Origin of the sequence: Streptomyces sp. NPDC003036 (assembly GCF_040611175.1) — a bacterium.
Taxonomy (GTDB): domain Bacteria; phylum Actinomycetota; class Actinomycetes; order Streptomycetales; family Streptomycetaceae; genus Streptomyces.
In genome coordinates this window covers 22,123-45,144 of the sequence record NZ_JBEXNO010000043.1, presented here as the reverse complement: position 1 = coordinate 45,144, position 23,022 = coordinate 22,123, and the positions used below count along the sequence as shown (strand labels likewise).

Below are 23,022 nucleotides of genomic sequence, written 5' to 3'. Positions count from 1 at the left end.
GTGGCGGCGTGTGTCAGTAACCGTGTACGGCCGAAATTAGGCAGATCAGGTGACATGGCTGGCGGGGGAGAGTGAACGGTAGGTGAACCGTGACGGAAGCCGTGGTGAGCCGTGGCCAGAGCCTGTGGGGCCATTGTCCCGGGGGCGCGGTGGGCGGCGGGAGTGAGGTTTACGGCGGGGTCGCGCGGGGTCGTACGGGGTCCCGGGCAGGCGAGGGCGCGCTCCGGCGGCGCGAGGCGCGGAGCGCGGGGTTGTGCGCCGGTACGCGGGCGCACGGAGGCCGCACCGGGGCCACTCGTGAGGGTGGCGGTGGTGCGGGGCGGGTTGCCCCCGGAAGGGTGAGGCCGCCCGGAAGGGTGAGGCCGCCCAGAAAGGCGAGGCCGCCCGGAAAGCTGAGGGTCGCCGGTGCCGCGCGCGGTCAGCGGCGCCCGGGGGAGATCGCCGCGAGGGCCGCGTCGACCAGGTCCCGGTCGACGGGATACGACAGGAGCGCCCGGGCCTCGGGCGGGGAGAGCCAGCGGAGCTCGTCGACCTCGCCGTTGGGGCGGAAGGCGCCGCCCGTGGCCTCGGCCGCCCAGTAGCGGACCTCCTTGGGACGGTCGCCCGCCCGGTAGCAGGCCTTGGGCAGCTCGGGACCGAGGGCGCAGGTCATACCGGTCTCCTCCAGCACCTCGCGGACGGCCGCGTGCCGGTGGTCCTCGCCGGGGTCGAGTTTGCCCTTGGGGAGGGACCAGTCGTCGTGCTTGGGGCGGTGGATGACGGCCACCTCGATGTCGCCGCTGCCGCTGCCGCTGCCGCTGCCGCTGCCGCTGCCGGTGCCGCTGCCGCCGGCCGCGACGCGGCGCCACAGGACGCAGCCGGCGGCATGGACCAGGGGCGTCACCGGGCCGTCACCGCCGTACGCTGCCACGCGCGGTGGAAGCAGACGCGCGCCGCCTCCACCTCGTGCCGCTGGTCCGCGTGGAGCACGCCGAGCACGTACGCCGTCGCCGGCGCGATGCGCGGGGTGCGCGCGGCGCTCGCCGCCGCGGACGCGGCGTCCGCGGCGTCCCGGTGCCGGTCGAGCGCGCGGCCTGCCTCGTACAGCTGCGCGTCCGTGCCCAGGACCTCCTGGGCGTGGCGGTGCAGCCGCAGCAGCAGCCGTACGTGGTGCCAGGAGGTGTCGTGCTGCTCGCCGCCCACGGCAGGGCTCATCGGCAGCGCGGCCACCGCGTCCAGCAGGCGCCGCTCGACGGCCTCGGCGGGCGGGCCGAGGACCTCGCCGGCGCGGGCGGCCGCGGCCGGGCCCAGCGGTACCTCCGAGGCGAGCAGGGCCACCGCGTCGGCGACCGCGTGGAAGCGGGACGAGCCGAGGGCCTGGAGCGCCGCCGAGTGGGCGCGCGTCCGCGCGAGGGTCAGGCGGCGCTCCAGCAGGGCCCCGGCCCGCGCGCCGCCCACCGCGAGCGCCTCGGCGCCGCCCGTCAGGCGGGACAGCGCGTCCACCAGGCGGACGAGCCGCGAGGTGCACGCCTGCTCCTGCGCCAGCAGGCCGGACAGCCACGCCAGTTCGGTGCGCAGCTGGTCGGCCCAGGAGGCGTCGAGCAGCGGCCGGAAGGTGTGCAGCGTGGAGCCGATGCGCCGGGCGGCGGTGCGCAGTCCCCGTGCCGCCTCCTCGGCGCCCGCCGTGTCCGCGCCGCTCTCGGCGTGCTGGCGCAGGTTCCGTAGGAAGTCCCCCGCGCGGGCGTGGAGGTACGGGGACAGGACCTCGCCCGCGGTGACTTGGTCAGGGCTGAGCACGCCGGCGCCTCCGCGCGTCTATGAGCATCTCCTGGACATGCCGCAGCGGCTGGCCGTCCCCGTCCGTCGCGTGCCGCGTCCACTCGCCGTCCGGGCCGAGGTGCCACGACGAGGTCGTGTCGGCCATGCCCGCTTCCAGCAGCCGGCAGAGCGAGGCGCGGTGCGCGGGGTCGGAGACCCGGACCAGCGCTTCTATCCGGCGGTCCAGGTTACGGTGCATCATGTCGGCGCTACCAAACCACACTTCGGGCTCGCCGCCGTTCCCGAACGCGAAGATCCGCGAGTGTTCGAGGAACCGTCCGAGGATGGAGCGGACCCTGATGTGCTCGGAGAGGCCGGGCACGCCCGGCCGTACGGCGCAGATGCCGCGGACCCAGATGTCGACCGGTACGCCGGCCCGCGAGGCGCGGTAGCAGGCGTCGATGACGGCCTCGTCGACCATCGAGTTGACCTTGATGCGGACGTACGCGAGCCGCCCGGCCCGGTGGTGGACGATCTCCTTGTTGATGCGGGAGACCAGGCCGTCGCGGAGCGACTTGGGCGCGACGAGCAGGCGCCGGTAGGTCTCGCGGCGCGAGTAGCCGGACAGCCGGTTGAAGAGGTCGGACAGGTCCGCGCCGACCTGCGGGTCGGCGGTGAGCAGGCCGAGGTCCTCGTACAGGCGGGCGGTCTTGGGGTGGTAGTTGCCGGTGCCGACGTGGGAGTAGCGGCGCAGCGTCTCGCCCTCCTGGCGGACGACCAGGGAGAGCTTGCAGTGGGTCTTGAGCCCGACGAGGCCGTACACGACGTGGCAGCCGGCCTCCTCCAGCTTGCGCGCCCACTTGATGTTGGCCTGTTCGTCGAAGCGGGCCTTGATCTCGACGAGGACGAGGACCTGCTTGCCCGACTCGGCCGCGTCGATGAGGGCGTCGACTATGGGGGAGTCGCCGGACGTCCGGTACAGCGTCTGCTTGATGGCGAGGACGTCGGGGTCGGCGGCGGCCTGCTCCAGGAAGGCCTGGACGGAGGTGGAGAACGAGTCGTACGGGTGGTGGAGCAGGACGTCCCGCTCGCGCAGGGCGGCGAAGACGTCCGGCGCGGACGCCGACTCGACCTCGGCCAGGTCGCGGTGGGTCCCGGCCACGAACTTCGGGTACTTGAGCTCGGGCCGGTCCAGCGCCGAGATCCCGAACAGCCCGGTCAGGTCCAGCGGTCCGGGCAGCGGGTACACCTCGGCGTCGGTGACCTTGAGCTCGCGCACGAGCAGGTCGAGGACGTACGGGTCTATCGACTCCTCGACCTCCAGGCGCACCGGCGGGCCGAAGCGGCGCCGCATGAGCTCCTTCTCCAGCGCCTGGAGGAGGTTCTCGGCGTCGTCCTCCTCCACCTCCAGGTCCTCGTTGCGCGTCACGCGGAACATGTGGTGCGCCAGCACCTCCATGCCCGGGAACAGCTCCTCCAGGTGCGCGGCGATGACGTCCTCCAGCGGGACGTAGCGCTGCGGCGATGCCTCCAGGAAGCGGGAGAGCAGCGGCGGGACCTTCACGCGTGCGAAGTGGCGGTGGCCGCTGACGGGGTTGCGCACGACGACGGCGAGGTTGAGGGAGAGGCCGGAGATGTACGGGAAGGGGTGCGCCGGGTCGACGGCGAGCGGGGTGAGGACGGGGAAGATCTGCTGGCGGAAGAGGGTGAAGAGCCGGGCCTGCTCCTTCTCGGTCAGCTCGGGCCAGCGGATGAGGTGGATGCCCTCGTCGGCGAGGGCCGGGGCGATGTCCTGCTGGAAGCAGGCGGCGTGCCGGGCCATGAGCTCCCGCGAGCGGGTCCAGATCAGCTCCAGGACCTCGCGCGGCTGGAGCCCGGAGGCGGACCGGGTGGCCACGCCGGTGGCGATGCGGCGCTTGAGGCCGGCGACCCGGACCATGAAGAACTCGTCGAGGTTGGAGGCGAAGATCGCGAGGAAGTTCGCTCGTTCGAGGAGGGGCGTCGCCGGGTCCTCGGCCAGCTCCAGCACCCGTTCGTTGAACGCCAGCCAGGACCGCTCGCGGTCCAGGAAGCGGCCGGGGGGCAGCTCGCCGGCGGGGCCGTCCTCGTCGTACGCGTCCAGGTCGGAGTCGAGGTCCGGCGCCAGGTCGGACACGGGCCCGGCGGTCACCATGTGCGGTCGGTGCGCGGCTATGGACCCCACGGACGGCTGGGCGTGCTGGATCGGGACGTCGGCCTCGGCGGGCTGCTGGCTCATGGCACCATTCTTCCGCGCCAGGGGGTGGTCAAGCGCGTCGGAGCGGGCCGCTGACACGGCGGGCTTCATTCGCTGAGCGTCGCAAGCCCTTCTGAATGGTCGGTAACCATTACGTGACGTGCTGGGGGCGGACGGCCAGACCCCCGTCCGGGCCGACCGCCCCCCGGTCCGGTGGTTACGCATGGTGGCGGCGCAGGACGCGGAAGGCGGCGTACGCGGCCAGGGCCGCGAGGGCGAGGACGATGTCGGTCTCGGCGAGCTGGACGGGCCAGAAGTGCGAGGCGGGGTGGTATTCGGCGTACCAGCCGGTGATGCCGAGGCTCGCGGGGCAGTCGTCCAGGCCGCCGGTTGCCCGCCAGCACGCGTCGTACGGGAGTCGGCCGTGCGCGGTGACGTATCCGGACTCGAGCAGGAAGGCGTCCCGGGGGAGGCCCTGCAGGCCGGTGAGCTTGTCGGTGCCCGGCCCGCTCAGCGCAGGGTGTCGGCGACGGTGAGCTGCGGGTACAGCGGCTTGTCCTGGGCGACGTACGCCACGCGGTGGCGGGTGGCGGCCGGGTCGGTGCCCAGGACGCGGAGTGTGCCGGCGGTCGGCCGCATCAGGCCGGCGGCCAGGGCGAGGAGCGTGGACTTGCCGGCGCCGTTGGGGCCGACGAGCGCGCAGATCCGGCTCTCCGGGAGGCGGAAGGAGCAGTCGTCCAGGGCGGGTTTGCGCCGTCCGTACCGTTTGGTGAGGCCGTGGGCCACGAAGGCGCTGGTCATGAGTCGTCCCCCTCGTAAGTCTGTTCCAGTACGGAGCCGAAGAGCGCCGTCACGTCGTCCCGCTCCAGCCCGGCCGCGCGGGCGCGGGCGGCCCAGGCGGCCAGCTCGTCGCGGAGCGGGGAGTCGGCGGAGGCGCTGCCGAGCGTCTTCCGTACGAAGGTGCCGAGGCCGCGGCGGGCCTCGACGAGGCCCTCGCGCTCCAGTTCGCGGTAGGCCTTGAGCACCGTGTTCGGGTTGATGGCGGTGGCCTCAACGACCTCGCGCGCGGTGGGCAGCTTGTCGCCGGGCTCCAGGAGTCCCAGGCGCAGGGCCTGTTTGGTCTGCTGGACGATCTGGAGGTAGGTGGCGACGCCGCTGCGCCGGTCGATGCGGTACGCGACCACGTCCTTGCACCACCCTTTCACTAATCAAGTAGTGAAAGGGTGGTGCAAGAGAGGGCGAGGTGTCAACACCTCGCCCTCCAAGCGCTGTTACGTCACGTCTCCGAGCGGTACATCAGGTCCACCTCGTGCGTCGCGAACCCCATCCGCTCGTACACCCGCACCGCGGCCGTGTTGTCCGCGTCCACGTACAGCATCGCCGTCGGCAGCCCCTGCGCCGCCAGGTGCCGCAGGCCGATCGCCGTCAGCGCCTTGCCGAGGCCGCCGCCCTGCGCCTGCGGGCTGATGCCGAGGACGTACACCTCACCCAGCCGCTCCTCGGCGTGCACCTTCGTCCAGTGGAAGCCCACCAGCTCGCCGTCCGCTTCCCGTACGGCGAGGAAGAAGCCCTTCGGGTCGAACCACGGCTCCTCCTTGCGGTCGTCCAGGTCCCGCTGGGTCATCGAGCCCTGCTCCGGGTGGTGCGCGAACGCGGCCGCGTTCACCGCGAGCCAGGCCGCGTCGTCCTGGCCCGGTACGAAGGTGCGCACGGTGATGCCCGGCGGCAGCTCGGGCTCGGGGATGTCCAGCGGCGCGAGCGGCCGGCGCATCTGGCGCAACTCGCGGAAGAGCGTCAGCCCGAGGACCTGGGAGAGGTGGCGGGCGGCCGACTTGCCGCCGTGCGCCCACACGCGCAGCCGCTTGCCCGAGGCGGCGAGCAGCGCGGCGCCGAGCGCCCGCCCGTGGCCACGGCCGCGGTGCGAGGGGTGGACGACGAGCTCGGCGGCCGGCGCCTCGACCGGGTCCGTGTCCTCCATCTGCGCGTACCCCACGAGCTCGCCGCTGACGGTGAGCAGCAGGTGCGAGACCCCCTCGCGTCGCCCGTGGCGCAGCTGGAGCCGCCCCTGTTCGGAGACGGCCTGCATCCCGTCGATGCGGGCGGCCTCGGCGAGCAGGTCGAGGACGTCCTGGGCCTGCGCGGGGGTGAGCTCGTCGAGGGTGTCGATACGTCGACCGGGCTCAATGCCGGGTACGGGGGCGTCAGTCGTCATGCGACGAGCGTACGACTAGGGAGTGTCGTCAAAGTAGCGTCGTCCGCCCGGAGGCTGGGCCAGGCGGCGGCAGATGCGCGTGCCAGGCGTCGCCGGGCAGACGGGACTTTGACGACACGACCTAGGGCCTTTCGGAGGAAGGCAACCAGCTCGTAACCCGCTCCCCCCTGTTGCGCTACGCGCGTTGACTCTAGGCTGCGCTGGGCCCTACCCGTCCACACGCCTTGCCGTACCCAGAGGGGACAGATGTCAGCGACACACAAGAAGCAGCGCGCGGTCACGCGGATACTCGCCACCGCCGCCGGACTGGCGACCGTCGGAGCCGTGGTCGCAGCCCTGCCGGCGGGCGCCGACGACCGGGTGCAGGCCGCCGGGCACCACTCCGGCCGCACCGTCGACGTACAGCTGCTCTCCTTCAACGACCTGCACGGCAACCTGGAGCCCCCGGCCGGATCGTCCGGCGAGGTCAGCCACACGCACGCGGACGGCCGGGTCGAGAAGATCAAGGCGGGCGGCGTCGAGTACCTCGCCACCCACCTGCGCACCGCGCGCCAGGGCCACCCGTACTCCATCACCGCCGCCGCCGGCGACATGATCGGCGCCTCGCCGCTGATGTCGGGCCTCTTCCACGACGAGCCCACCATCGAGGCGCTGAACAAGCTCAAGCTCGATGTGACGTCCGTCGGCAACCACGAGTTCGACGAGGGGGCCAAGGAGCTCGCCCGGATGCAGAACGGCGGCTGCCACCCCACCGGCGGCTGCTACGAGGACGGCAAGACCTTCCCCGGCGCGAACTTCCCATACCTCGCCGCCAACGTGACGGACGAGAAGACCGGCAAGCCGATCCTCGACCCGTACTTCATCTGGGAGCGCAAGGGCGTCAAGATCGGCTTCATCGGCGTGACCCTGGAGGGCACCCCGAACATCGTCACCGCCGAGGGCGTCAAGGGCCTGAAGTTCGGTGACGAGGTCGAGACGATCAACAAGTACACCAAGGTCCTGGAGCGCAAGGGCGTCAAGTCGATCGTCGCCCTCATCCACGAAGGCGGCGCCCCGGCCTCGTCCTCCTACAACTACGACTGCGACAGCCCGGGTGCGGGCGACGGTATCTCCGGGCCGGTCGTCGACATCGCGAAGAGGCTGAGCCCGCAGGTCGACGCCCTGGTCACCGGCCACACGCACCAGGCGTACGTCTGCACGATCCCGGACCCGAGCGGCAAGCCGCGCATGGTCACGTCGGCGTCCTCATACGGCAAGCTCTACACCGACACGACGCTGACGTACGACCGGAAGACCAAGGACATCGTCCGTACGGCGGTGAAGTCGGCCAACCGCGTCGTCTCGCGCGACGTGGCGAAGGCCGCCGACATGACCTCGCTGATCGAGCGGTGGAACGCGCTCGCCGCGCCCATCGCCAACAAGCCGCAGGGCTACATCTCCGCCGACATCAACGGCCGCGGCTCCACGGCGTACGAGAAGCCGCTCGGCGACCTGATCGCCGACGCGCAGCTCGCCGGGCTCGCCCCCGCCGACAAGGGCGGCGCGCAGATCGCGCTGATGAACCCGGGCGGTATCCGCTCGGACCTGGTGTACAAGGCGTCCGGCGCCGAGGGCGACGGGGTGGTGACGTACGGCGAGGCGTTCACCGTGCAGCCGTTCACCAACATGATGAACGTCGTCGACCTGACCGGCGCCCAGCTCATCGCGGGTCTCCAGCAGCAGGTCAGCGGCTCCAACGAGGCCTCGCCGAAGATCCTCCAGGTGTCGAAGGGCTTCACCTACACCCTCGACCTGACGAAGACGGGCGCGGCCCGTGTCGATGCCGCCTCGGTGAAGCTGAACGGTGAGCCGATCGACCCGGCGAAGACGTACCGCGTCGCGATGAACGAGTTCCTCGCGGGTGGCGGCGACGGCTTCCCGGCGCTCGGCCAGGGCAAGAACAAGCTGGTGGGCGCGTCCGACCTGGACGTGCTGAACGCCTACCTGGCGGCGAACTCCTCGCCGTCGAACCCGATCGCGCCTCCGGCGGCCGACCGCATCACGGTCGTCAAGTAGCGGGCGTCGCGTAGCGGGTACGCGTACGAGCACGGGGCGGGGCGGCCCGGACCATCGAGGTCCGGGCCGCCCCGCTCACGTGTGGGGGGCGGCCGCCGGGGGCGGCGTCGGCGCACCCGGCAGGCGGATCACCGCGCGGGTGCCGCTGCCCTCCCGCGCGCCCACCGGGATCAGCCGCACCTCGCCGCCCGCCCGGCTCACGGTGCGGGCGACGATCGACAGGCCGAGCCCGGAACCCGGCAGGCTGCGGGCCGACGGGGAGCGCCAGAAGCGTTCGAAGACGTGCGGGAGCTCCTCGGTGGGGATGCCCGGCCCGTGGTCCCGTACCGTCAGCTCGCCGTCCACCAGGGTGACTTCGATCGTCCCGCCCGGCGGCGAGAACTTCACCGCGTTGTCGAGGACGTTGACCAGCGCGCGCTCCAGGCCGGCCGGTTCGGCCCGTACGTACCAGGGGCGTACGTCCTCGGCCGTGATCGTCAGCTCGGGGCCGCGCAGCCGCGCCCGCTGGATCGCCGTGTCCAGGATGTCGTGCAGCGCCACCACCTCCAGCCGGCCGCCGGGTCCGGTCGCGTCCGGCCGGGACAGCTCCTGGAGGTCGCCGATGAGCGCCGCCAGCTCCGTCATCTGCGCCTTGACCGACGCCATCAGGGCCCGCCGGTCCTCGGGCGGGATCGCCCGGCCGGTTTCGTCACTGCGCGCCAGCAGCTCGATGTTGGTCCGCAGCGAGGTCAGCGGCGTGCGCAACTCGTGCCCGGCGTCGGCGATCAGCTGGGCCTGCCGGTCGCGGGAGGAGGCGAGCGCGGCCGTCATCGCGTTGAACGACCGCGACAGGCGGGCGATCTCGTCCTCGCCCTCGACGGGGATGCGTACCGCCAGGTCCTCGGTCCGCGCCACGTGCTCGACCGCCCCGGTGAGCCGGTCGACGGGCTTGAGCCCGGTCCGGGCCACCCACAGCCCGGCCGCGCCCGCACCGACCGCCCCGACCCCGGCGAGCAGGGCGAGGACGAGCGTCAGATCGCCGAGCGCGTCGTCCACTTCGTTGAGGGGGCGGGCCACGGACACGGCACCGGAGTAGCCGGCCAGCGGATAGGTGAGCACGCGGTACTCGGAGCCGTCGGACGCCTTGGCGTTGTGCGCGGTCTCCTCCGCCCGGCCCTCGGCGACCGCGATGTCGGCGGGCGTGACGGTGACGGACTGCTGGCCGGTGAGGACGCAGCTGTTGCCCTTGGCGTCGATGACCTGGATGGTCTGCTTGAACAGGTCCTGGGTGGTGCGGTCGGGGGCGCACCGGCCCGCCCGGACTTCCTCCAGCACCCCCCGCGGGTCGACCCGGTTGACCCGCAGCGCCTCGTCCAGCGAGCCGAGCAGCGCGCCCCGCACCATGAACCACGACGTCACCGCCACCGCGGCCACCGCCACCGCGACCGCGACCGCCGTTAGCAGGGCGAGGCGCGAGCGCAGCGGCAGCGCGTGGAAGCGTCGCAGCGGGCCCCTCATCCGTCGCCCCCCGTGCGCAGTACGTAGCCCACGCCCCGGACGGTGTGCACCAGGCGCGGCTCGCCCGCCGCCTCCGTCTTGCGCCGCAGGTACATCACGTACACGTCCAGGGAGTTGGAGCTCGGCTCGAAGTCGAAGCCCCACACGGCCTTGAGGATCTGCTCCCGCGTCAGCACCTGCCGCGGATGCGACAGGAACATCTCCAGGAGCGTGAACTCGGTACGGGTCAGCTCCACGCGCCGCCCGCCCCGCGTCACCTCGCGCGTCGCCAGGTCCATCCGCAGGTCCGCGAAGCTCAACACCTCCGCTTCCGGCTGCTCGCCCACGGTCCGGGCGTACGAGCTGCGCCGCAGCAGCGCGCGGATCCGGGCGAACAGCTCGTCCAGCTCGAACGGCTTGACCAGGTAGTCGTCCGCGCCCGCGTCCAGTCCGGTGACGCGGTCGCCGACTGTGTCCCGGGCCGTCAGCATCAGGATCGGCACGGTCGACCGGGCGGCGCGGATGCGGCGCGCGGCGGTCAGGCCGTCCATGCGGGGCATCTGGATGTCGAGCACCACGAGATCGGGCGCGTACGCCTCCATCTTCGCGAGCGCGTCGACGCCGTCGACGGCGACCTCGGTGCCGTACCCCTCGAAGGCGAGGCTGCGCTGGAGCGCCTCGCGGACGGCGGGCTCGTCGTCGACGATCAGGATGCGCTCGGCGTCAGCGGGTGCGTTCACGGGGTTCATGAGGTTCACGGAGTCAGCCTCGCACGCGTTCAGGAGCCGTCGCGGAGCTCGTCGAGGTCGGCCTTGACGGTGTTGACGGGTATGGCGAAACCGAGGCCCACGCTGCCGGCGGTGGACCCGGTGGCGGCGCTCGGCGAGTACATGGCGGAGTTGATGCCGATGACCTCGCCGTTCATGTTGATCAGCGCGCCGCCGGAGTTGCCGGGGTTGAGGGAGGCGTCGGTCTGGATGGCCTTGTACGTCGTCTTCGACCGGCCGGTGTCGCCGTTGAACTCCTGCCCGCCGAACTCGAACGGCCACCCCTGTCCCGGGTCCTGCGGCTGCTGGTCCCCCTCCTTGGAGACCGTCACATCGCGGTCGAGCGCGGAGACGATCCCGCTGGTGACGGTGCCGGTCAGGCCCTCGGGCGAGCCGATCGCGACGACCTGGTCCCCGACGCGCACCTTGCCGGAGTCGCCGAGTGTGGCGGGCTTCAGCCCGGAGGCGCCCTTGAGCTTGATCAGCGCGAGGTCCTTGCCGGGGTCGGTGCCGACGACCTCGGCGGCGTACGTCGTGCCGTCGCTGAGCCGGACCGTGATCTCGGAGGCGCCGGAGATCACGTGGTTGTTGGTGATGATCTCGCCGTCGCCGGTGATGATCACCCCCGATCCGGTGGACCGCCCGGCCGTGGACGCCGCCTTGATCTCGACGATGCTCGGCGACACGGCCTGCGCGACGCCGGCGACGGTGCCCTTGCTGGACTGCGCCACGCTGGTCCCATTGACCGCGCTCCCCGCGCCCTCCCCGCCCCGGCTCACCTGCTGCACCAGCGCCGACGCCCCGCCCCCTATCCCGGCGGCCGCGATGGCGACGGCGACGATGAGCGCGACGGGCCGCCGGGCCCGCTCGCGCCGTGGCGGCGCGGGCGCGTACCCGGGTGAGGCGTACTCGGGTGGCGCGTACGCCGGCGGCGGCGGGTACGGCGGGGACGTCTGCTGCTGGTCACGTTGCGAGTAGTCCGTCATGGATACGACTCTCGGTGCCGTACATGAGAGGACGCTGAGGACGCCCTAAGAGTCCGGACAGATTCCCGTATGCCGCATATAAAGAGCCGCGCGGAGCGCCTGCGCGCCGCCTACTCCCCGTCACACCCGCACGACCGGCGCACGATCAGCGCCGACGGGAACTGCTTCACCCGCTCCCGGCGCGAGCCCGCCACCCTGAGCCCGTCGTCGAGGACCAGGTCCACCGCCGCGCGGGCCATCGCCGGACGGTCGGAGGAGACCGTCGTCAGGGGCGGGTCCGTCAGGGCGGCTTCCTTCACGTTGTCGAAGCCCGCGACCGCGAGGTCGCCGGGGACGTCGAGGCGGAGCTCGCGGGCGGCGCGCAGGACGCCGATGGCCTGGTCGTCGGTGGAGCAGAAGATCGCCGGAGGCCGGTCCGGGCCGGACAGGATCTTCAGGGCGACCTGGTACGCGTCGTAGCGGTTGTACGCGGCCTGGAACAGCCGGCCCTCCACCGAGCGGCCGGACTCCAGCATCGCGCGGCGCCAGCCCTCCTCGTGGTCGGCCACCGGGTCGCCGACCGCCGGGGTCGACTCGACGCCGCCGAGGCAGGCGACGTACGCGTGGCCGTGCTCCAGCAGGTGGCGGACGGCGAGCTGGGCACCGCCGATGTCGTCCGTGACGACCGCGACGTCGTCGATGGCCTCGGGCCGCTCGTGCAGCAGCACCACGCGGGCGTCCCACGCCTCGATCTCCTGCGCGGCGCGCTGGCTGGGGCCCTGGCTGACCAGGATGAGGCCGGCGACCCGCATGCCGAGGAAGGCCCGCAGGTAGTGCAGCTCGCGCTCGTCGCGGTAGTCCGAGTTGCCGACGAGGACCATCTTGCCGCGGTCGGCGGCGGCCCGTTCGACCGCGTGCGCCATCTCCGCGAAGAACGGCTGCCGGGCGTCGGGGACGATCATGCCTATGAGGTCCGTGCGCCGCGAGGCCATGGCCTGGGCGACCCGGTCGGGCCGGTAGCCCAGCTCCTTGATCGCTGCGAGTACCCGCTCGCGCGTGGCCGGGGCGACCGGCCGGGGTCCGTTGTTGATGACGTAGCTCACGACCGCGGTCGAAGTACCCGCAAGTCGTGCCACGTCGTCCCGCGTCACCTTGGCCACGCGCCGCAGTCTACGCGGGGTGACCTACCTCTGGGCAGGTCGTACGGCCGCTTCCTCGACCTCTTCGGTGTCGGCCGTACGGGTGACGGCGGCCTTTTTGGCCTCCTTCGTACGGGCTTCGTCGGCCGCGCGCTCCACCTTCTCCGGGGTGACGAACCGGTAGCCGACGTTCCGGACGGTTCCGATGAGCGACTCGTGCTCGGGCCCCAGCTTGGCGCGCAGCCGCCGTACGTGGACGTCGACCGTCCGCGTGCCGCCGAAGTAGTCGTAGCCCCAGACCTCCTGCAGGAGCTGGGCGCGGGTGAAGACCCGGCCCGGGTGCTGGGCGAGGTACTTCAGCAGCTCGAACTCCTTGAAGGTCAGGTCCAGGACCCGTCCCTTCAGCTTCGCGCTGTACGTCGCCTCGTCCACCGACAGGTCGCCGTTGCGGATCTCCATCGGGGAGTCGTCGGCGGTGATCTGCTGGCGGCCCATCGCCAGGCGCAGCCGCGCCTCGACCTCGGCGGGGCCCGCCGTGTCCAGCAGGACGTCGTCGATGCCCCAGTCGGCGGTGACGGCGGCCAGTCCGCCCTCCGTGACGACCAGGATCAGCGGGCAGCCGGGCCCGGTGGAGCGCAGCAGCTGGCACAGCGACCGCACCTGCGGCAGGTCGCGGCGGCCGTCGACGAGGATCACGTCGGCACCGGGGGTGTCGACGAGTGCGGGGCCCTCGGCGGGCGCCACGCGCACGTTGTGCAGCAGCAGTCCGAGGGCGGGGAGCACCTCCGTGGACGGCTGGAGGGCATTGGTCAGGAGCAGCAGAGAGCTCATCGCGACGCCCCACCTGCCCGGGTCGTCGTTCCTCGGTCGTGCACGGTTCGCTCGCCCATAACGTCGGTTCCTCCTCGGTCCCTGCGAGGACGTCCTGTGGCACTGCTGTCGACTCCCGCGCCCAGAGAGCCTTTGTTCATCCGCCTGTAACAACGGTGGCAAAACACAAAAGGACCCGGGGGCTGCTTCGCCCGGATCCTCTTCCCAGCACAATAGCCGACATGGGATCCGAGGCAGAGGGTGCGTTTCACATCGCGGATGTTTCCTCGGTCACTCCTGGACTTCTGCGCGCCACCCTCCGTACCCCCGACGGGATCCGTATCGAAGCGGTACACGAGCCGCATATGGGCCATAGGGACAGTGTGACGGACACGGCCATCGTTGTCGCCCACGGCTTCACCGGCTCGGTGGACCGGCCGGCCGTCCGGCGGGCGGCGCGGGCCTTCTCGCGGCGCGCGGCGGTGGTGACCTTCTCCTTCCGGGGGCACGGCCGCTCCGGCGGCCGCTCGACGGTCGGCGACCGCGAGGTGCTGGACCTGGCCGCGACCGTGAGCTGGGCGCGGGAGCTCGGGTACACGCGTGTGGTGACGGTCGGCTTCTCCATGGGCGGCTCGGTGGCGCTGCGGCACGGCGCGCTGTACCGGGACGACCCGAGGGCGCGCGCGGACGCGGTCGCCGCCGTGAGCGCTCCCGCGCGCTGGTACTACCGGGGTACGGCTCCGATGCGCCGGCTGCACTGGGTGGTGACCCGGCCCGCCGGGCGCCTGGTGGGCCGCTACGGGCTGCGCACCCGCATCCACGACCGCGACTGGGACCCGGTGCCGATGCCGCCGGTCGAGGCGGTGCCGCTGATCGCGCCGGCGCCGCTGCTGATCGTGCACGGCGACCGCGACCCGTACTTCCCGCTGGACCACCCGCGGATGCTGGCGGCGGCCGGACCGTCCGAGCTGTGGCTGGAGCCGGGCATGGGCCACGCCGAGAACGCCGCCGACGACGCCCTCCTCACCCGGCTCGCGGACTGGCTGTCGGCGGCATAGCCCATCATGGATGCCGACGAGGCCGATGAGGCCGACGAGAGGAGTGCCGCTATGGCAGCGGGGACCATCCGCTACTGGGCCGCGGCCAAGGCCGCCGCCGGGACCGCCGAGGAGCCGTACGCCGCGGAGACCCTGGCCGAGGCGCTGGAGGCCGTGCGCGAGCGGCACCCGGGCGAGCTCGCCCGCGTGCTCCAGCGGTGTTCCTTCCTGGTCGACGGCGACCCCGTCGGGACCCGGGCGCATGAGACCGTACGGCTGGCCGAGGGCGGCACGGTCGAGGTGCTCCCGCCGTTCGCAGGAGGGTGAACCGCACACCATGAGCAGCAGCAGCGACCAGCAGTACCCGCCGTACGGCGAGTCGTCGTACGGCGGTCCGTCGTACGAGCAGCAGGCGTACGGGCATCAGGCGTACGGCTACCAGGAGCCCGAGCCCGAGCCCGGCGTCGCGCAGACGTGGCAGGGCCAGACCTGGGACACGAACTACCAGCCGAGCGTGCAGGAGCAGCAGCAGGCGGCGGCCCAGGCCCAGCCTCCGGCCCACCCCCAGGCCCAGCCCCCGGTCTCGTACCCGCTGCCGCCGGAAATGCCGTACGACACCCCGACGACGATGCTGCGCCCGGTGGCGCCCGAACCGGCCCCCGCGGTGGCGGAGGTCCCCGAGTACGGCGCGCCCACCACGCTGGGCAACGCCCGGATGACCGCCGCCCAGCGCGCCCGCGCCGAGGGCCGTTCGCCGATCATCGAGCCCGGTGTCCAGCCGGCCGCGCTCACGGCGCTGCTCGGCGTCCTGCTCGCCGCGGGCGCCGCCCTCTCCCCGTACGGGCTCCTCGTCCCGCTGGTGCTGCTCCAGGCCGTCACGGCCGCCGGATGGTTCCGGCTCAACGGCATGTGGCCGGCCCGGCAGGGCATCGCGCTCGCCTTCGCGGGCGGCGTCACCGCCGACATCGCGCTGCTCGCCGCCGGTGAGGAGCACGCGCCCGTCGCGATCCTCGGCACCCTCGGGGTGTGGGTGCTGCTGGTGCTCGTGCTCCAGCTGCGCAGCCACGCGGGCGCCGACGAGCGGCGGTACGGGCTGATGGCCACGGTGGCCTCGTCGGCGCTGGCCGTCGTCGCGGCCGGGTACCTCGCCGCCGCGCCGGACGCGGTGGTCGTGGGCGCCCTCGCGGCCGCGGCCGCGGTGCTCGTCCGCGCGCTGCCGCTGCCGGGTGCCGTGTCGCTCCTCGGGGGCCTGCTGGCGGCCGCCGGAGCCGGGGCCGCCGCCGGGGGGCCGGTCGGTGCCGGGCCGCTCGGCGGCGCGCTGCTGGGGCTCGGCGCGGGGGTCTGCGCGCTGGTCGGCCACCGGGTGGCGAGCTACGACTACCCGTCGCGCTTCGTGCACATGACGGCCGGGGTGGCGCTGCCGCTCGCGGTCGCCGCGCCCGCCGTGTACCTGCTGGGGCGCGTGCTGGTGTGACGGCTGCGGCTGACGGCCGCGGCTTTTCGTGAGGGAACCAATGAACGATCCCGTACGTCGATCATGACGTGACGGGGGGCCGGGCGCGACAAGGGTGGGGGATCACCGAACCATGCGAGCACTGCGAATACTGCTGATCACCGCCGTGGTACTCGGTGGCCTCTTCATCGCCGCGGACCGGCTGGCGCTGAACTACGCGGAGGGCGAGGTGGCCGGCAAGATCCAGGCCCAGCGGGGCGTGGGCGGCGGCTCGGCGGACGTCTCCATCAAGGGCTTCCCATTCCTGACGCAGGTGCTGGGCAAGGAGCTCGACGAGGTGGACGTCACCCTCAACGGCGTCGAGGCGCAGGCCGGCGGCCGCACGCTGCACATCGCCCGGATGACCGCCGCGCTCCACGACGTACGGCTGGGGAGCAACTTCTCCACGGCCACCGCCGCCACCGCCACCGGCACCGCGCGCGTCTCGTACGCCGAGCTCGCCAAGGCGTCCGGCGAGGACGTCACCGTCGGCTACGGCGGCAACGGCAAGGTGAAGGTCACCGGCTCGGTGCAGGTCCCGGTGCTGGGCAGCGTCACGCGCAGCGTGCTGTCGACCGTGAGCATCGCCGACGGCGACACGATCCGGGTCCGCGCCGACGAGGTGCCCGGCGAGGGCATACCCGGCGTGGAGGAGCGGGTCCGCGAGCGCACGGACTTCGACCGCTCGGTCGCCGGCCTGCCGGCCGGCCTGAAGCTCCAGAAGGTCGAGGCGACGGCCGAGGGCGTCGTCATCACGCTGACCGGCACGAACGTCGTCCTGGCGGGCTGACGAGCGAGCTCCAGGGGGCCGTGGCCACATGGTGAGACGGCGGCGTCCGCTCCGTAAACCACCTGCGACGACGGCCTGAGAGGCGCGGGGCCGGGGAGGCTCCGGGGCCCTACCTCATCCCACATCGCGGACGATCGCGTCTCGAAATGCGACACGCCGGTGACACGGCCGCCCGTCCGTCCCTACGATCTGACCCATGAAGCGACAGGCGGACCTCACGAAGCGGCGGGCAGTAGACCTGTGCCGCGTCGCCGCCATGCTCTGTCGCTCCGTCTGAGCGGGACCCCAACCTCCCGCCTTCCCCGGGCCCTTGAGCACCTCGGGCCCATCCCCCGTGCCGAACGCAGCCGACGAGCGCGCCCGTACCCGCGTACCCCGTACACGACGAGCGACCGACGGCCGGCCGGCACCACCCGCCACACCCCGCCGCACACTGCCCCGGAGGAGAAAAGCATGAGCCGCAGCGACGTCCTGGTAGACGCCGACTGGGTCGAGGCCCACATCGACGACCCGAAGGTCGTCATCGTCGAGGTGGACGAGGACACGTCCGCGTACGACAAGAACCACATCAAGAACGCCGTCCGGATCGACTGGAAGCAGGACCTCCAGGACCCGGTCCGCCGCGACTTCGTCGACCAGGAGGGCTTCGAGAAGCTCCTGTCCGCGAAGGGCATCGCCAACGACGACACCGTCGTCCTCTACGGCGGCAACAACAACTGGTTCGCCGCGTACGCCTACTGGTACTTCAAGCTGTACGGCCACGAGAACGTCAAGCTGCTCGACGGCGGCCGCAAGAAGTGGGAGCTCGACTCCCGCGACCTGGTCGACGGCTCCGAGGTCCCGAACCGCCCGGCCACCCAGTACAAGGCCAAGCCGCAGGACACCTCGATCCGCGCCTTCCGCGACGACGTCGTCGCCGCCATCGGCAGCCTGAACATCGTCGACGTGCGCTCCCCCGACGAGTTCAGCGGCAAGCTGCTCGCCCCGGCGCACCTCCCGCAGGAGCAGTCGCAGCGCCCCGGCCACGTGCCGAGCGCCCGCAACATCCCGTGGTCGAAGAACGCCAACGACGACGGCACCTTCAAGTCCGACGAGGAGCTCAAGGAGCTCTACGCCCAGGAGCAGGTCGACCTGGCCAAGGACACCATCGCCTACTGCCGCATCGGTGAGCGCTCGGCCCTGACCTGGTTCGTCCTGCACGAGCTGCTCGGCCAGGAGAACGTCAAGAACTACGACGGCTCGTGGACCGAGTACGGCTCCCTCGTCGGCGTGCCGATCGAGCTCGGCGCCAACAAGTAATCCCGGACCTCCCGTCCACCCCTCACACCCCTCAGGAGTACCCATGTGTGGAGCACAGGCCGGCGGCCCGGACGCTTCGACGATCAAGCCCGGTGAGACCACGATCCAGGGCCAGGTGACCCGTAACGGCGAGCCCGTCACCGGTTACGTCCGCCTGCTGGACTCGACCGGCGAGTTCACCGCCGAGGTCCCGACCTCCGCGACGGGCCAGTTCCGCTTCTACGCCGCCGAGGGCACGTGGACCGTCCGCGCGCTGGTCCCCGGCGCCACGGCCGACCGCACGGTCGTCGCGCAGCAGGGCGGCCTGGCCGAGGTCGCGATCGCGGTCTGACGGCGACGACGCTCTGACGGCGACGTCACACATACCGGCCGAAGGGCCGCACCTCCTGGGGGTTGGACGCTTACCGGGACCGAGGTGCGGCCCTTCGGTCGTACGCTGATTACATGCTGGCGCGGCGCAGGCGTGTCTACTTCACGCTGATGACGGCCTGCCTGGTGCTCTTCGTGGGCGCCTGGGCCGTCGTCCGGCTGTGGTCGGTCACGGCAGCGGTCGCGATGTGCTTCGTCGCCATGGTCATCCCGCCCGTCGCCGCGATGATCGCGAACCGGCGCGGGCCGGACGACCGCTGGTGGGACGACCCGTCCGGCGACCCGAAGTCCGACGAGTGGTGGGACGAGCTCGACGGCAAGCGGAAGCGCCCGTAGGGCTCAGTAGACGAGCGCCTGCGTCCCCTCGGCCATCGCCTCGCTGACGAAGACCTGCGCGCCCGCGATGCGCACGCCCTCCAGCACGTCCTGCTCCGTGATCTCGCGGCGTGCCGCGCACTGCGTGCACAGCGTGATGCGCCCGTTCGCCTGGATCGACTCGATCAGATCGGGCAGCGGCGCGGCGTGCGGCAGCTCGAACTCGGCCGCGCGCCCGGGCAGCGCGAACCACGACGACTCGCCGGTCAGCCAGAGCGAGACCTCCACCCCACTGGCCACGGCCACCGCCGCCACCGTGAACGCCTGCGAGCACCGCTCGGGGGCGTCGGCCCCGGCGGTCACCTTGATCACGAGCTTCTTCGCCATACGCGGAACTGTAATCCGCGCGCGTACAACCCTGCGCTGCCTGTACATGTCAGTGATGTGTGCAGGTATCCGAGCCCGCACTTCACCGGTCTCGTGGGGGGACCTCTTGGACATCGAAGAAAGACCGGCGCAGCGCCGTCGGCGTGGCCGTACGGCGCTCCTGATCGCCGCGGCGGCCGTCATCGGGATCGTCGGCGGCACGGCCACCGGCTACCGGATCCAGGCCGACCGTCCGCCGACACCGCTTCCGCCGTTGAACCAGCCGGGCCTCGCCTACCCGGCGAAGCCCCTGCCCAAGGGCCAGGAGCCGAGGCCGCTGAGCGCCGCCGAGGACCGCGCGGTCCGGACGGAGGGCGACCTCCGGAAGCTGCTGCTGCCGCGGCCGAAGGGCGCACGCGACCTGGACAACTGGAGTGTGGGCGACGGCTGGCTTGACCCCGTGGACTACGCGCTCGAGTTCAAGGACGAGGACTACATGTTCGAGAACCTCGTCGGACAGGGGCTCCGCCGGATCGCCATCGCCGGCTGGTCGGAGGAAGAGCACCGCGACACCACCATCAAGCTCGTGCAGTTCCACGCCGGGTACCAGCGGGGCGCCGCCCTCCACGCCTCCGGTCAGCGCGCCTACATGCCCGAGGACAAGAACGGAGCCGGCAACGACGGCGATCCGATCAACGGCAGCACCGAAGGGCGCTACTACCTGTACCCCGTCAAGAACAAGCCCGGCTACCTCCCGATGTACCGGGCGCGGGCGATCTTCCACCGAGGTGACGTGATGGTCGACATCGACGTCTTCGACACGGAGCGCATCGGCAAGGACGTCATCCGCAAGCTCGCCGAACAACAGCTGGAGCGCCTGTGAACGAGGAGCACGAGCCGCGCCGGACACCGGGCAGGGCCCGCAATGTCTTCGGGATCGCCTTGCCGTTGGCCCTGGTGCTGGGCGCGGTCGGCGGTGGGCTGGCGTACACGCGGCACACGGTCGACACGGCGGACCGGAGCGTCACCACCACGCTGTGGTCGGGGCCCAAGGAGGCCAACGCCAAGGACCCGGCGGCCGGCTTCGAGAAGGGCCGCGCGCACACGCCGCTCGGCAAGCTGCTGATGCCGGTGCCGGAGTCGTACCACCTCGGCCCGGACATCGCCGACTACGGCAACGACGGCGAGCTGAGTGGCAAGGCCGCCACGGCCCTGATCAAGGAGTCCGGCCGCGGACTGGCCGGCAAGAAGCGCCGCGCCTTCGACAAGCGCATCGACGAGCTGGGCGTCCAGGGCATCGCCATGCGCTCGTACGTCTCGTACGGCAACGACCTGGTCCTGGAGGTTCAGATCGTGCGGATGAAGGACACGAAGGAGATCCACGACCTGCACCAGCTCCGAACGGACCTGGCCGAGGCACTGGACATGAAGAAGGGCCCCAAGATCGAGGGCCACAAGAAGGCCAGCTGCTTTGTGCGGCCGCTGAAGAAGGACGGCGGGGACGCGGCCCTGGAGTCGATGCACTGCGCCTCGTACGCGAACGATCTCCAAGTGGCCGTCAAGGCGTACGGCACGAAGCCGCTCGACCGCTCGGAAGTGGCCGATCTGGTCAAGGACCAGCTCGACCACATCGCGTCCCCGGGGGAGTACATATGACGGACGACACCGCACCGATCGCGACGGACCCCACGACCGGCGTCCGTACGCGAAGGGTCCTGCGGGCTGTGGGGCGGTGGGTCACCGCTGCCGTGGTGTGCGGCGGGCTCGGGGCCGGGACGGCGTACGGGATCAGCGGGATGGAGCGGCACGAGGTGCCGGGGCTCGCGACCGAGCACGACGGGCGCTGGGAGTACCCGAAGCTGACGCTCCCCGCGCTGCCCCAGGGCTCCCCGCGTCCCTTCACCGACGGCAACCAGGCCGAGGCCCACCACGCCGACCTGCGCAAGCTGCTGCTGCCCGCGCCCGCCGGCGCCACCGTCGACAAGAAACTGAACGGTGGCTGGACGACCGTCGGCCAGTACCTCGCCGAGTACGAGAAGGACGAGCGGCCCGCGCTCCAGCAGGCGCTCACCGAGCACGCCGTCCGGCACGTCGTCGCCCGCGGCTGGACCATGCCCGACGGCACCTCCACCCGTATCCACCTGCTGCGATTCGACTCGGTGGCCTTCACCCAGGCCTTCCAGGACGTCGACCTGGAGTTCGGTGCCGCCGCCGGGAAGCCCCTGGCCGGCTCCCCGGACCTCGCGCCCGACGAGAAGTGGCCCAGCCAGGACGTGGTGCCCGGGACGACCTCGCACGCGTACGTCGAGAAGGCGCCGTACGGGCCGGAGCGGACCCGGCTCGCCTACATCGTCGCCGGCGACACCGTCGCGATGATCGTGCAGTCCCGCAAGGGCGACACCGCCGAGGTGCCGTTCCACCAGACGGTCGTGCTGCAGAACCAGCTCCTCGGCTGACGCGGGCGTCGGACGCACCTCACACCGAGGGGCCGGGTCCCACCCATTACGCTGGGAGCCGGCCCCTTCTTCACCCACATCGCTCACCGAGGAGCACCCGTGCTTGAGGCTTTCTTCTCCGCCCTGCTGGTCCTGGTCTGCGTCGGCGTCGTCGCCTTCGCCGCCCTGACCGTGAAGAAGCTGTACCAGGGCCAGCGCTGACCACTCCCACCGACCGACAGAGCTGCTCATGATCGAGATCCCGTCCGACCTGAACCCCGACCTCGTTCCCCTCGCGTTCCTCCTGGGTACGTGGGAGGGCGCGGGTGTCTCCGACTTCCCCGGTGCCGAGAAGTGCAACTTCGGTCAGTCCGTGACCTTCAGCCATGACGGGCGGGACTTCATCGAGTACACCTCCCGCACCTGGGTCCTGGACGCCGAGGGCCAGAAGGTCCGCCCCCTGGAGAGCGAGAGCGGCTACTGGCGCATCGACAAGGACCGCAAGGTCGAAATCGTGATGGTGCGCGACCAGGGCGTCGTCGAGGTGTGGTACGGCGAGCTCGCCGACCAGAAGCCGCAGATCGACCTGGTCACGGACGCCGTCGCGCGTACCGCGGCCTCGGGCCCGTACAGCGGTGGCAAGCGGCTGTACGGCTATGTGAAGGGCGACCTGATGTGGGTCGGCGAGAAGTCGACGCCCGAGGTGCCGCTGCGGCCGTACATGTCGGCGCACCTGAAGAAGGTCGTCACGCCCGACGAGGTCGCGGCGTGGGCCAAGGACCTGGGCGACCTGCCGGACGACGGCATCGCCTTCTTCAAGTAGGCCCGGTGAATCGGCGGTCGGTGCTCCTACACTGGAGCGCGTGGTGAGCACCGACTGGAAGAGCGATCTGCGGGAGCGCGGCTACCGGCTGACTCCCCAGCGCCAGCTTGTCCTGGAAGCGGTGGACGCGCTGGGGCACGCGACGCCCGACGACATCCTCACCGAGGTCCGCAAGACCGCCTCCGGCGTGAACATCTCCACCGTCTACCGGACGCTGGAGCTGCTGGAAGAGCTCGGACTTGTCAGCCACGCCCACCTCGGGCACGGCGCCCCGACGTACCACCTGGCCGACCGCCACCACCACCTGCACCTGGTGTGCCGGGACTGTACGGAGGTCATCGAGGCGGATGTGGAGGTGGCCGCCGAGTTCACCGGGAAGCTCCGCGAGACCTTCGGCTTCGACACCGACCTGAAGCACTTCGCGATCTTCGGGCGGTGCCGGGACTGCACGGCGAAACGTACGACCAGCGGTTCGTAGTACGGGTCGTAGGCTTGCTGCCATGAAGAGCCCTCTCCTGTCCCTGCCCGGCGCGGTGCCCGCCGAGGGACGCGACGAAGGGGTCGCCGCGCACTACGGCGACCTGTTCCGTGAGCAGCGCGCCCTCGCCGACGGCAAAGGCATGGTGGACCTCAGCCACCGAGGCGTGCACCACCGAGCAGGTCGTCGCGGGCATCGACTGGGTCACCAAGAACCACCAGGGCCCGTCAGTCGCCAACATG

Annotated in this window: 25 protein-coding genes and 2 pseudogenes; 15 read left to right on the top strand and 12 right to left on the bottom strand. The window is 71.9% G+C overall.

Going from position 1 to position 23,022, the window contains the following annotated elements; translation table 11 throughout:
* Window positions 1-418 precede the first annotated feature (418 nt).
* The 6 genes and pseudogenes from ABZX67_RS27125 to mshD all read right to left on the bottom strand — a co-directional run bounded on the left by ABZX67_RS27125 (window position 419) and on the right by mshD (window position 6,164).
* The gene (locus ABZX67_RS27125) at window positions 419-883 is read right to left on the bottom strand and encodes an NUDIX hydrolase (protein ID WP_355365099.1); all 465 of its coding nucleotides are present in this window, start codon (window positions 881-883) and stop codon (window positions 419-421) included.
* The gene (locus tag ABZX67_RS27120; RefSeq protein ID WP_355365096.1) at window positions 880-1,776 is read right to left on the bottom strand and encodes a CHAD domain-containing protein; all 897 of its coding nucleotides are present in this window, start codon (window positions 1,774-1,776) and stop codon (window positions 880-882) included. Before ABZX67_RS27120 ends, ABZX67_RS27125 begins: the two co-directional genes overlap by 4 nt.
* Entirely contained in the window at window positions 1,763-3,994 is a 2,232-nt protein-coding gene (locus tag ABZX67_RS27115; RefSeq protein ID WP_355365093.1) for an RNA degradosome polyphosphate kinase, read from the bottom strand. Before ABZX67_RS27115 ends, ABZX67_RS27120 begins: the two co-directional genes overlap by 14 nt.
* A 471-nt stretch (window positions 3,995-4,465) precedes the next feature.
* A pseudogene (locus ABZX67_RS27110) lies at window positions 4,466-4,753 on the bottom strand (ATP-binding cassette domain-containing protein); the annotation flags it as partial.
* Window positions 4,750-5,136 (bottom strand): GntR family transcriptional regulator, encoded by a 387-nt coding sequence (locus ABZX67_RS27105; protein ID WP_355365090.1) that lies wholly within the window; start codon window positions 5,134-5,136, stop codon window positions 4,750-4,752. The gene ABZX67_RS27105 and the pseudogene ABZX67_RS27110, both read right to left, overlap by 4 nt.
* A 92-nt stretch (window positions 5,137-5,228) precedes the next feature.
* Window positions 5,229-6,164 carry a mycothiol synthase gene (gene mshD, locus ABZX67_RS27100; RefSeq protein WP_355365087.1) on the bottom strand — a complete coding sequence of 312 codons (936 nt, stop codon included), beginning with the start codon at window positions 6,162-6,164 and terminating at the stop codon, window positions 5,229-5,231.
* 246 nt (window positions 6,165-6,410) lie between these two features.
* On the opposite strand from mshD, the gene ABZX67_RS27095 reads away from it, so the two are divergent.
* On the top strand, window positions 6,411-8,219 hold the full coding sequence (locus ABZX67_RS27095) for a bifunctional metallophosphatase/5'-nucleotidase (protein WP_355365084.1): 1,809 nt from the start codon (window positions 6,411-6,413) through the stop codon (window positions 8,217-8,219).
* A 75-nt stretch (window positions 8,220-8,294) separates the two neighbouring features.
* On the opposite strand, the gene ABZX67_RS27090 is transcribed toward ABZX67_RS27095, so the two are convergent.
* The 5 genes from ABZX67_RS27090 to ABZX67_RS27070 form a co-directional block, all read right to left on the bottom strand.
* Window positions 8,295-9,716 carry a HAMP domain-containing sensor histidine kinase gene (locus ABZX67_RS27090; protein WP_355365081.1) on the bottom strand — a complete coding sequence of 474 codons (1,422 nt, stop codon included), beginning with the start codon at window positions 9,714-9,716 and terminating at the stop codon, window positions 8,295-8,297.
* Complete coding sequence (locus ABZX67_RS27085; RefSeq protein WP_355365078.1) at window positions 9,713-10,444, bottom strand: response regulator transcription factor; 732 nt, start codon at window positions 10,442-10,444, stop codon at window positions 9,713-9,715. Before ABZX67_RS27085 ends, ABZX67_RS27090 begins: the two co-directional genes overlap by 4 nt.
* Before the next feature lie 29 nt (window positions 10,445-10,473).
* Complete coding sequence (locus ABZX67_RS27080) at window positions 10,474-11,448, bottom strand: trypsin-like peptidase domain-containing protein (RefSeq protein WP_355365075.1); 975 nt, start codon at window positions 11,446-11,448, stop codon at window positions 10,474-10,476.
* A gap of 110 nt (window positions 11,449-11,558) precedes the next feature.
* Complete coding sequence (locus ABZX67_RS27075; RefSeq protein ID WP_355365072.1) at window positions 11,559-12,587, bottom strand: LacI family DNA-binding transcriptional regulator; 1,029 nt, start codon at window positions 12,585-12,587, stop codon at window positions 11,559-11,561.
* A gap of 24 nt (window positions 12,588-12,611) precedes the next feature.
* Window positions 12,612-13,397, bottom strand: a complete 786-nt coding sequence (locus ABZX67_RS27070; protein ID WP_355365068.1) for a response regulator transcription factor — start codon at window positions 13,395-13,397, stop codon at window positions 12,612-12,614.
* A gap of 221 nt (window positions 13,398-13,618) precedes the next feature.
* Between ABZX67_RS27070 and ABZX67_RS27065 the strand changes: the two genes are divergently transcribed.
* The 8 genes from ABZX67_RS27065 to ABZX67_RS27030 all read left to right on the top strand — a co-directional run bounded on the left by ABZX67_RS27065 (window position 13,619) and on the right by ABZX67_RS27030 (window position 18,699).
* The gene (locus tag ABZX67_RS27065; protein WP_355365065.1) at window positions 13,619-14,434 is read left to right on the top strand and encodes an alpha/beta fold hydrolase; all 816 of its coding nucleotides are present in this window, start codon (window positions 13,619-13,621) and stop codon (window positions 14,432-14,434) included.
* Window positions 14,435-14,485: 51 nt separating this feature from the next.
* The gene (locus tag ABZX67_RS27060) at window positions 14,486-14,740 is read left to right on the top strand and encodes a MoaD/ThiS family protein (protein ID WP_355365062.1); all 255 of its coding nucleotides are present in this window, start codon (window positions 14,486-14,488) and stop codon (window positions 14,738-14,740) included.
* On the top strand, window positions 14,676-15,887 hold the full coding sequence (locus ABZX67_RS27055; protein WP_355365059.1) for a hypothetical protein: 1,212 nt from the start codon (window positions 14,676-14,678) through the stop codon (window positions 15,885-15,887). Before ABZX67_RS27060 ends, ABZX67_RS27055 begins: the two co-directional genes overlap by 65 nt.
* Window positions 15,888-15,999: 112 nt before the next feature.
* On the top strand, window positions 16,000-16,695 hold the full coding sequence (locus ABZX67_RS27050) for a DUF2993 domain-containing protein (protein ID WP_355365056.1): 696 nt from the start codon (window positions 16,000-16,002) through the stop codon (window positions 16,693-16,695).
* 196 nt (window positions 16,696-16,891) lie between these two features.
* Window positions 16,892-16,972, top strand: coding sequence for a putative leader peptide (locus tag ABZX67_RS27045; protein WP_350497993.1), 81 nt, complete (start codon window positions 16,892-16,894; stop codon window positions 16,970-16,972).
* A 176-nt stretch (window positions 16,973-17,148) separates the two neighbouring features.
* Window positions 17,149-17,994 carry a sulfurtransferase gene (locus ABZX67_RS27040; RefSeq protein ID WP_355365053.1) on the top strand — a complete coding sequence of 282 codons (846 nt, stop codon included), beginning with the start codon at window positions 17,149-17,151 and terminating at the stop codon, window positions 17,992-17,994.
* Between the two features lie 43 nt (window positions 17,995-18,037).
* A complete protein-coding gene (locus ABZX67_RS27035; RefSeq protein ID WP_355365050.1) occupies window positions 18,038-18,325 on the top strand; it encodes a DUF1416 domain-containing protein in 288 nt (95 codons plus the stop codon).
* A gap of 62 nt (window positions 18,326-18,387) precedes the next feature.
* Complete coding sequence (locus tag ABZX67_RS27030) at window positions 18,388-18,699, top strand: DUF3099 domain-containing protein (protein WP_355365047.1); 312 nt, start codon at window positions 18,388-18,390, stop codon at window positions 18,697-18,699.
* Between the two features lie 3 nt (window positions 18,700-18,702).
* Here the strand turns inward: ABZX67_RS27030 and ABZX67_RS27025 are convergent, their stop codons facing one another.
* Window positions 18,703-19,065 carry a DsrE family protein gene (locus ABZX67_RS27025; protein WP_355365044.1) on the bottom strand — a complete coding sequence of 121 codons (363 nt, stop codon included), beginning with the start codon at window positions 19,063-19,065 and terminating at the stop codon, window positions 18,703-18,705.
* Between the two features lie 106 nt (window positions 19,066-19,171).
* Between ABZX67_RS27025 and ABZX67_RS27020 the strand changes: the two genes are divergently transcribed.
* From ABZX67_RS27020 to ABZX67_RS26995, 6 genes and pseudogenes are all read left to right on the top strand, one after another.
* Window positions 19,172-19,927, top strand: coding sequence for a hypothetical protein (locus tag ABZX67_RS27020; RefSeq protein ID WP_355365041.1), 756 nt, complete (start codon window positions 19,172-19,174; stop codon window positions 19,925-19,927).
* Window positions 19,924-20,700, top strand: a complete 777-nt coding sequence (locus tag ABZX67_RS27015; RefSeq protein WP_355365038.1) for a hypothetical protein — start codon at window positions 19,924-19,926, stop codon at window positions 20,698-20,700. Before ABZX67_RS27020 ends, ABZX67_RS27015 begins: the two co-directional genes overlap by 4 nt.
* Window positions 20,697-21,500 (top strand): hypothetical protein, encoded by an 804-nt coding sequence (locus ABZX67_RS27010; protein WP_355365035.1) that lies wholly within the window; start codon window positions 20,697-20,699, stop codon window positions 21,498-21,500. Before ABZX67_RS27015 ends, ABZX67_RS27010 begins: the two co-directional genes overlap by 4 nt.
* Before the next feature lie 229 nt (window positions 21,501-21,729).
* A complete protein-coding gene (locus tag ABZX67_RS27005; protein WP_355365032.1) occupies window positions 21,730-22,302 on the top strand; it encodes an FABP family protein in 573 nt (190 codons plus the stop codon).
* A 40-nt stretch (window positions 22,303-22,342) separates the two neighbouring features.
* Entirely contained in the window at window positions 22,343-22,780 is a 438-nt protein-coding gene (locus ABZX67_RS27000; protein ID WP_355365029.1) for a transcriptional repressor, read from the top strand.
* Between the two features lie 22 nt (window positions 22,781-22,802).
* A pseudogene (locus tag ABZX67_RS26995) lies at window positions 22,803-22,949 on the top strand (folate-binding protein); the annotation flags it as partial.
* Window positions 22,950-23,022 lie beyond the last annotated feature (73 nt).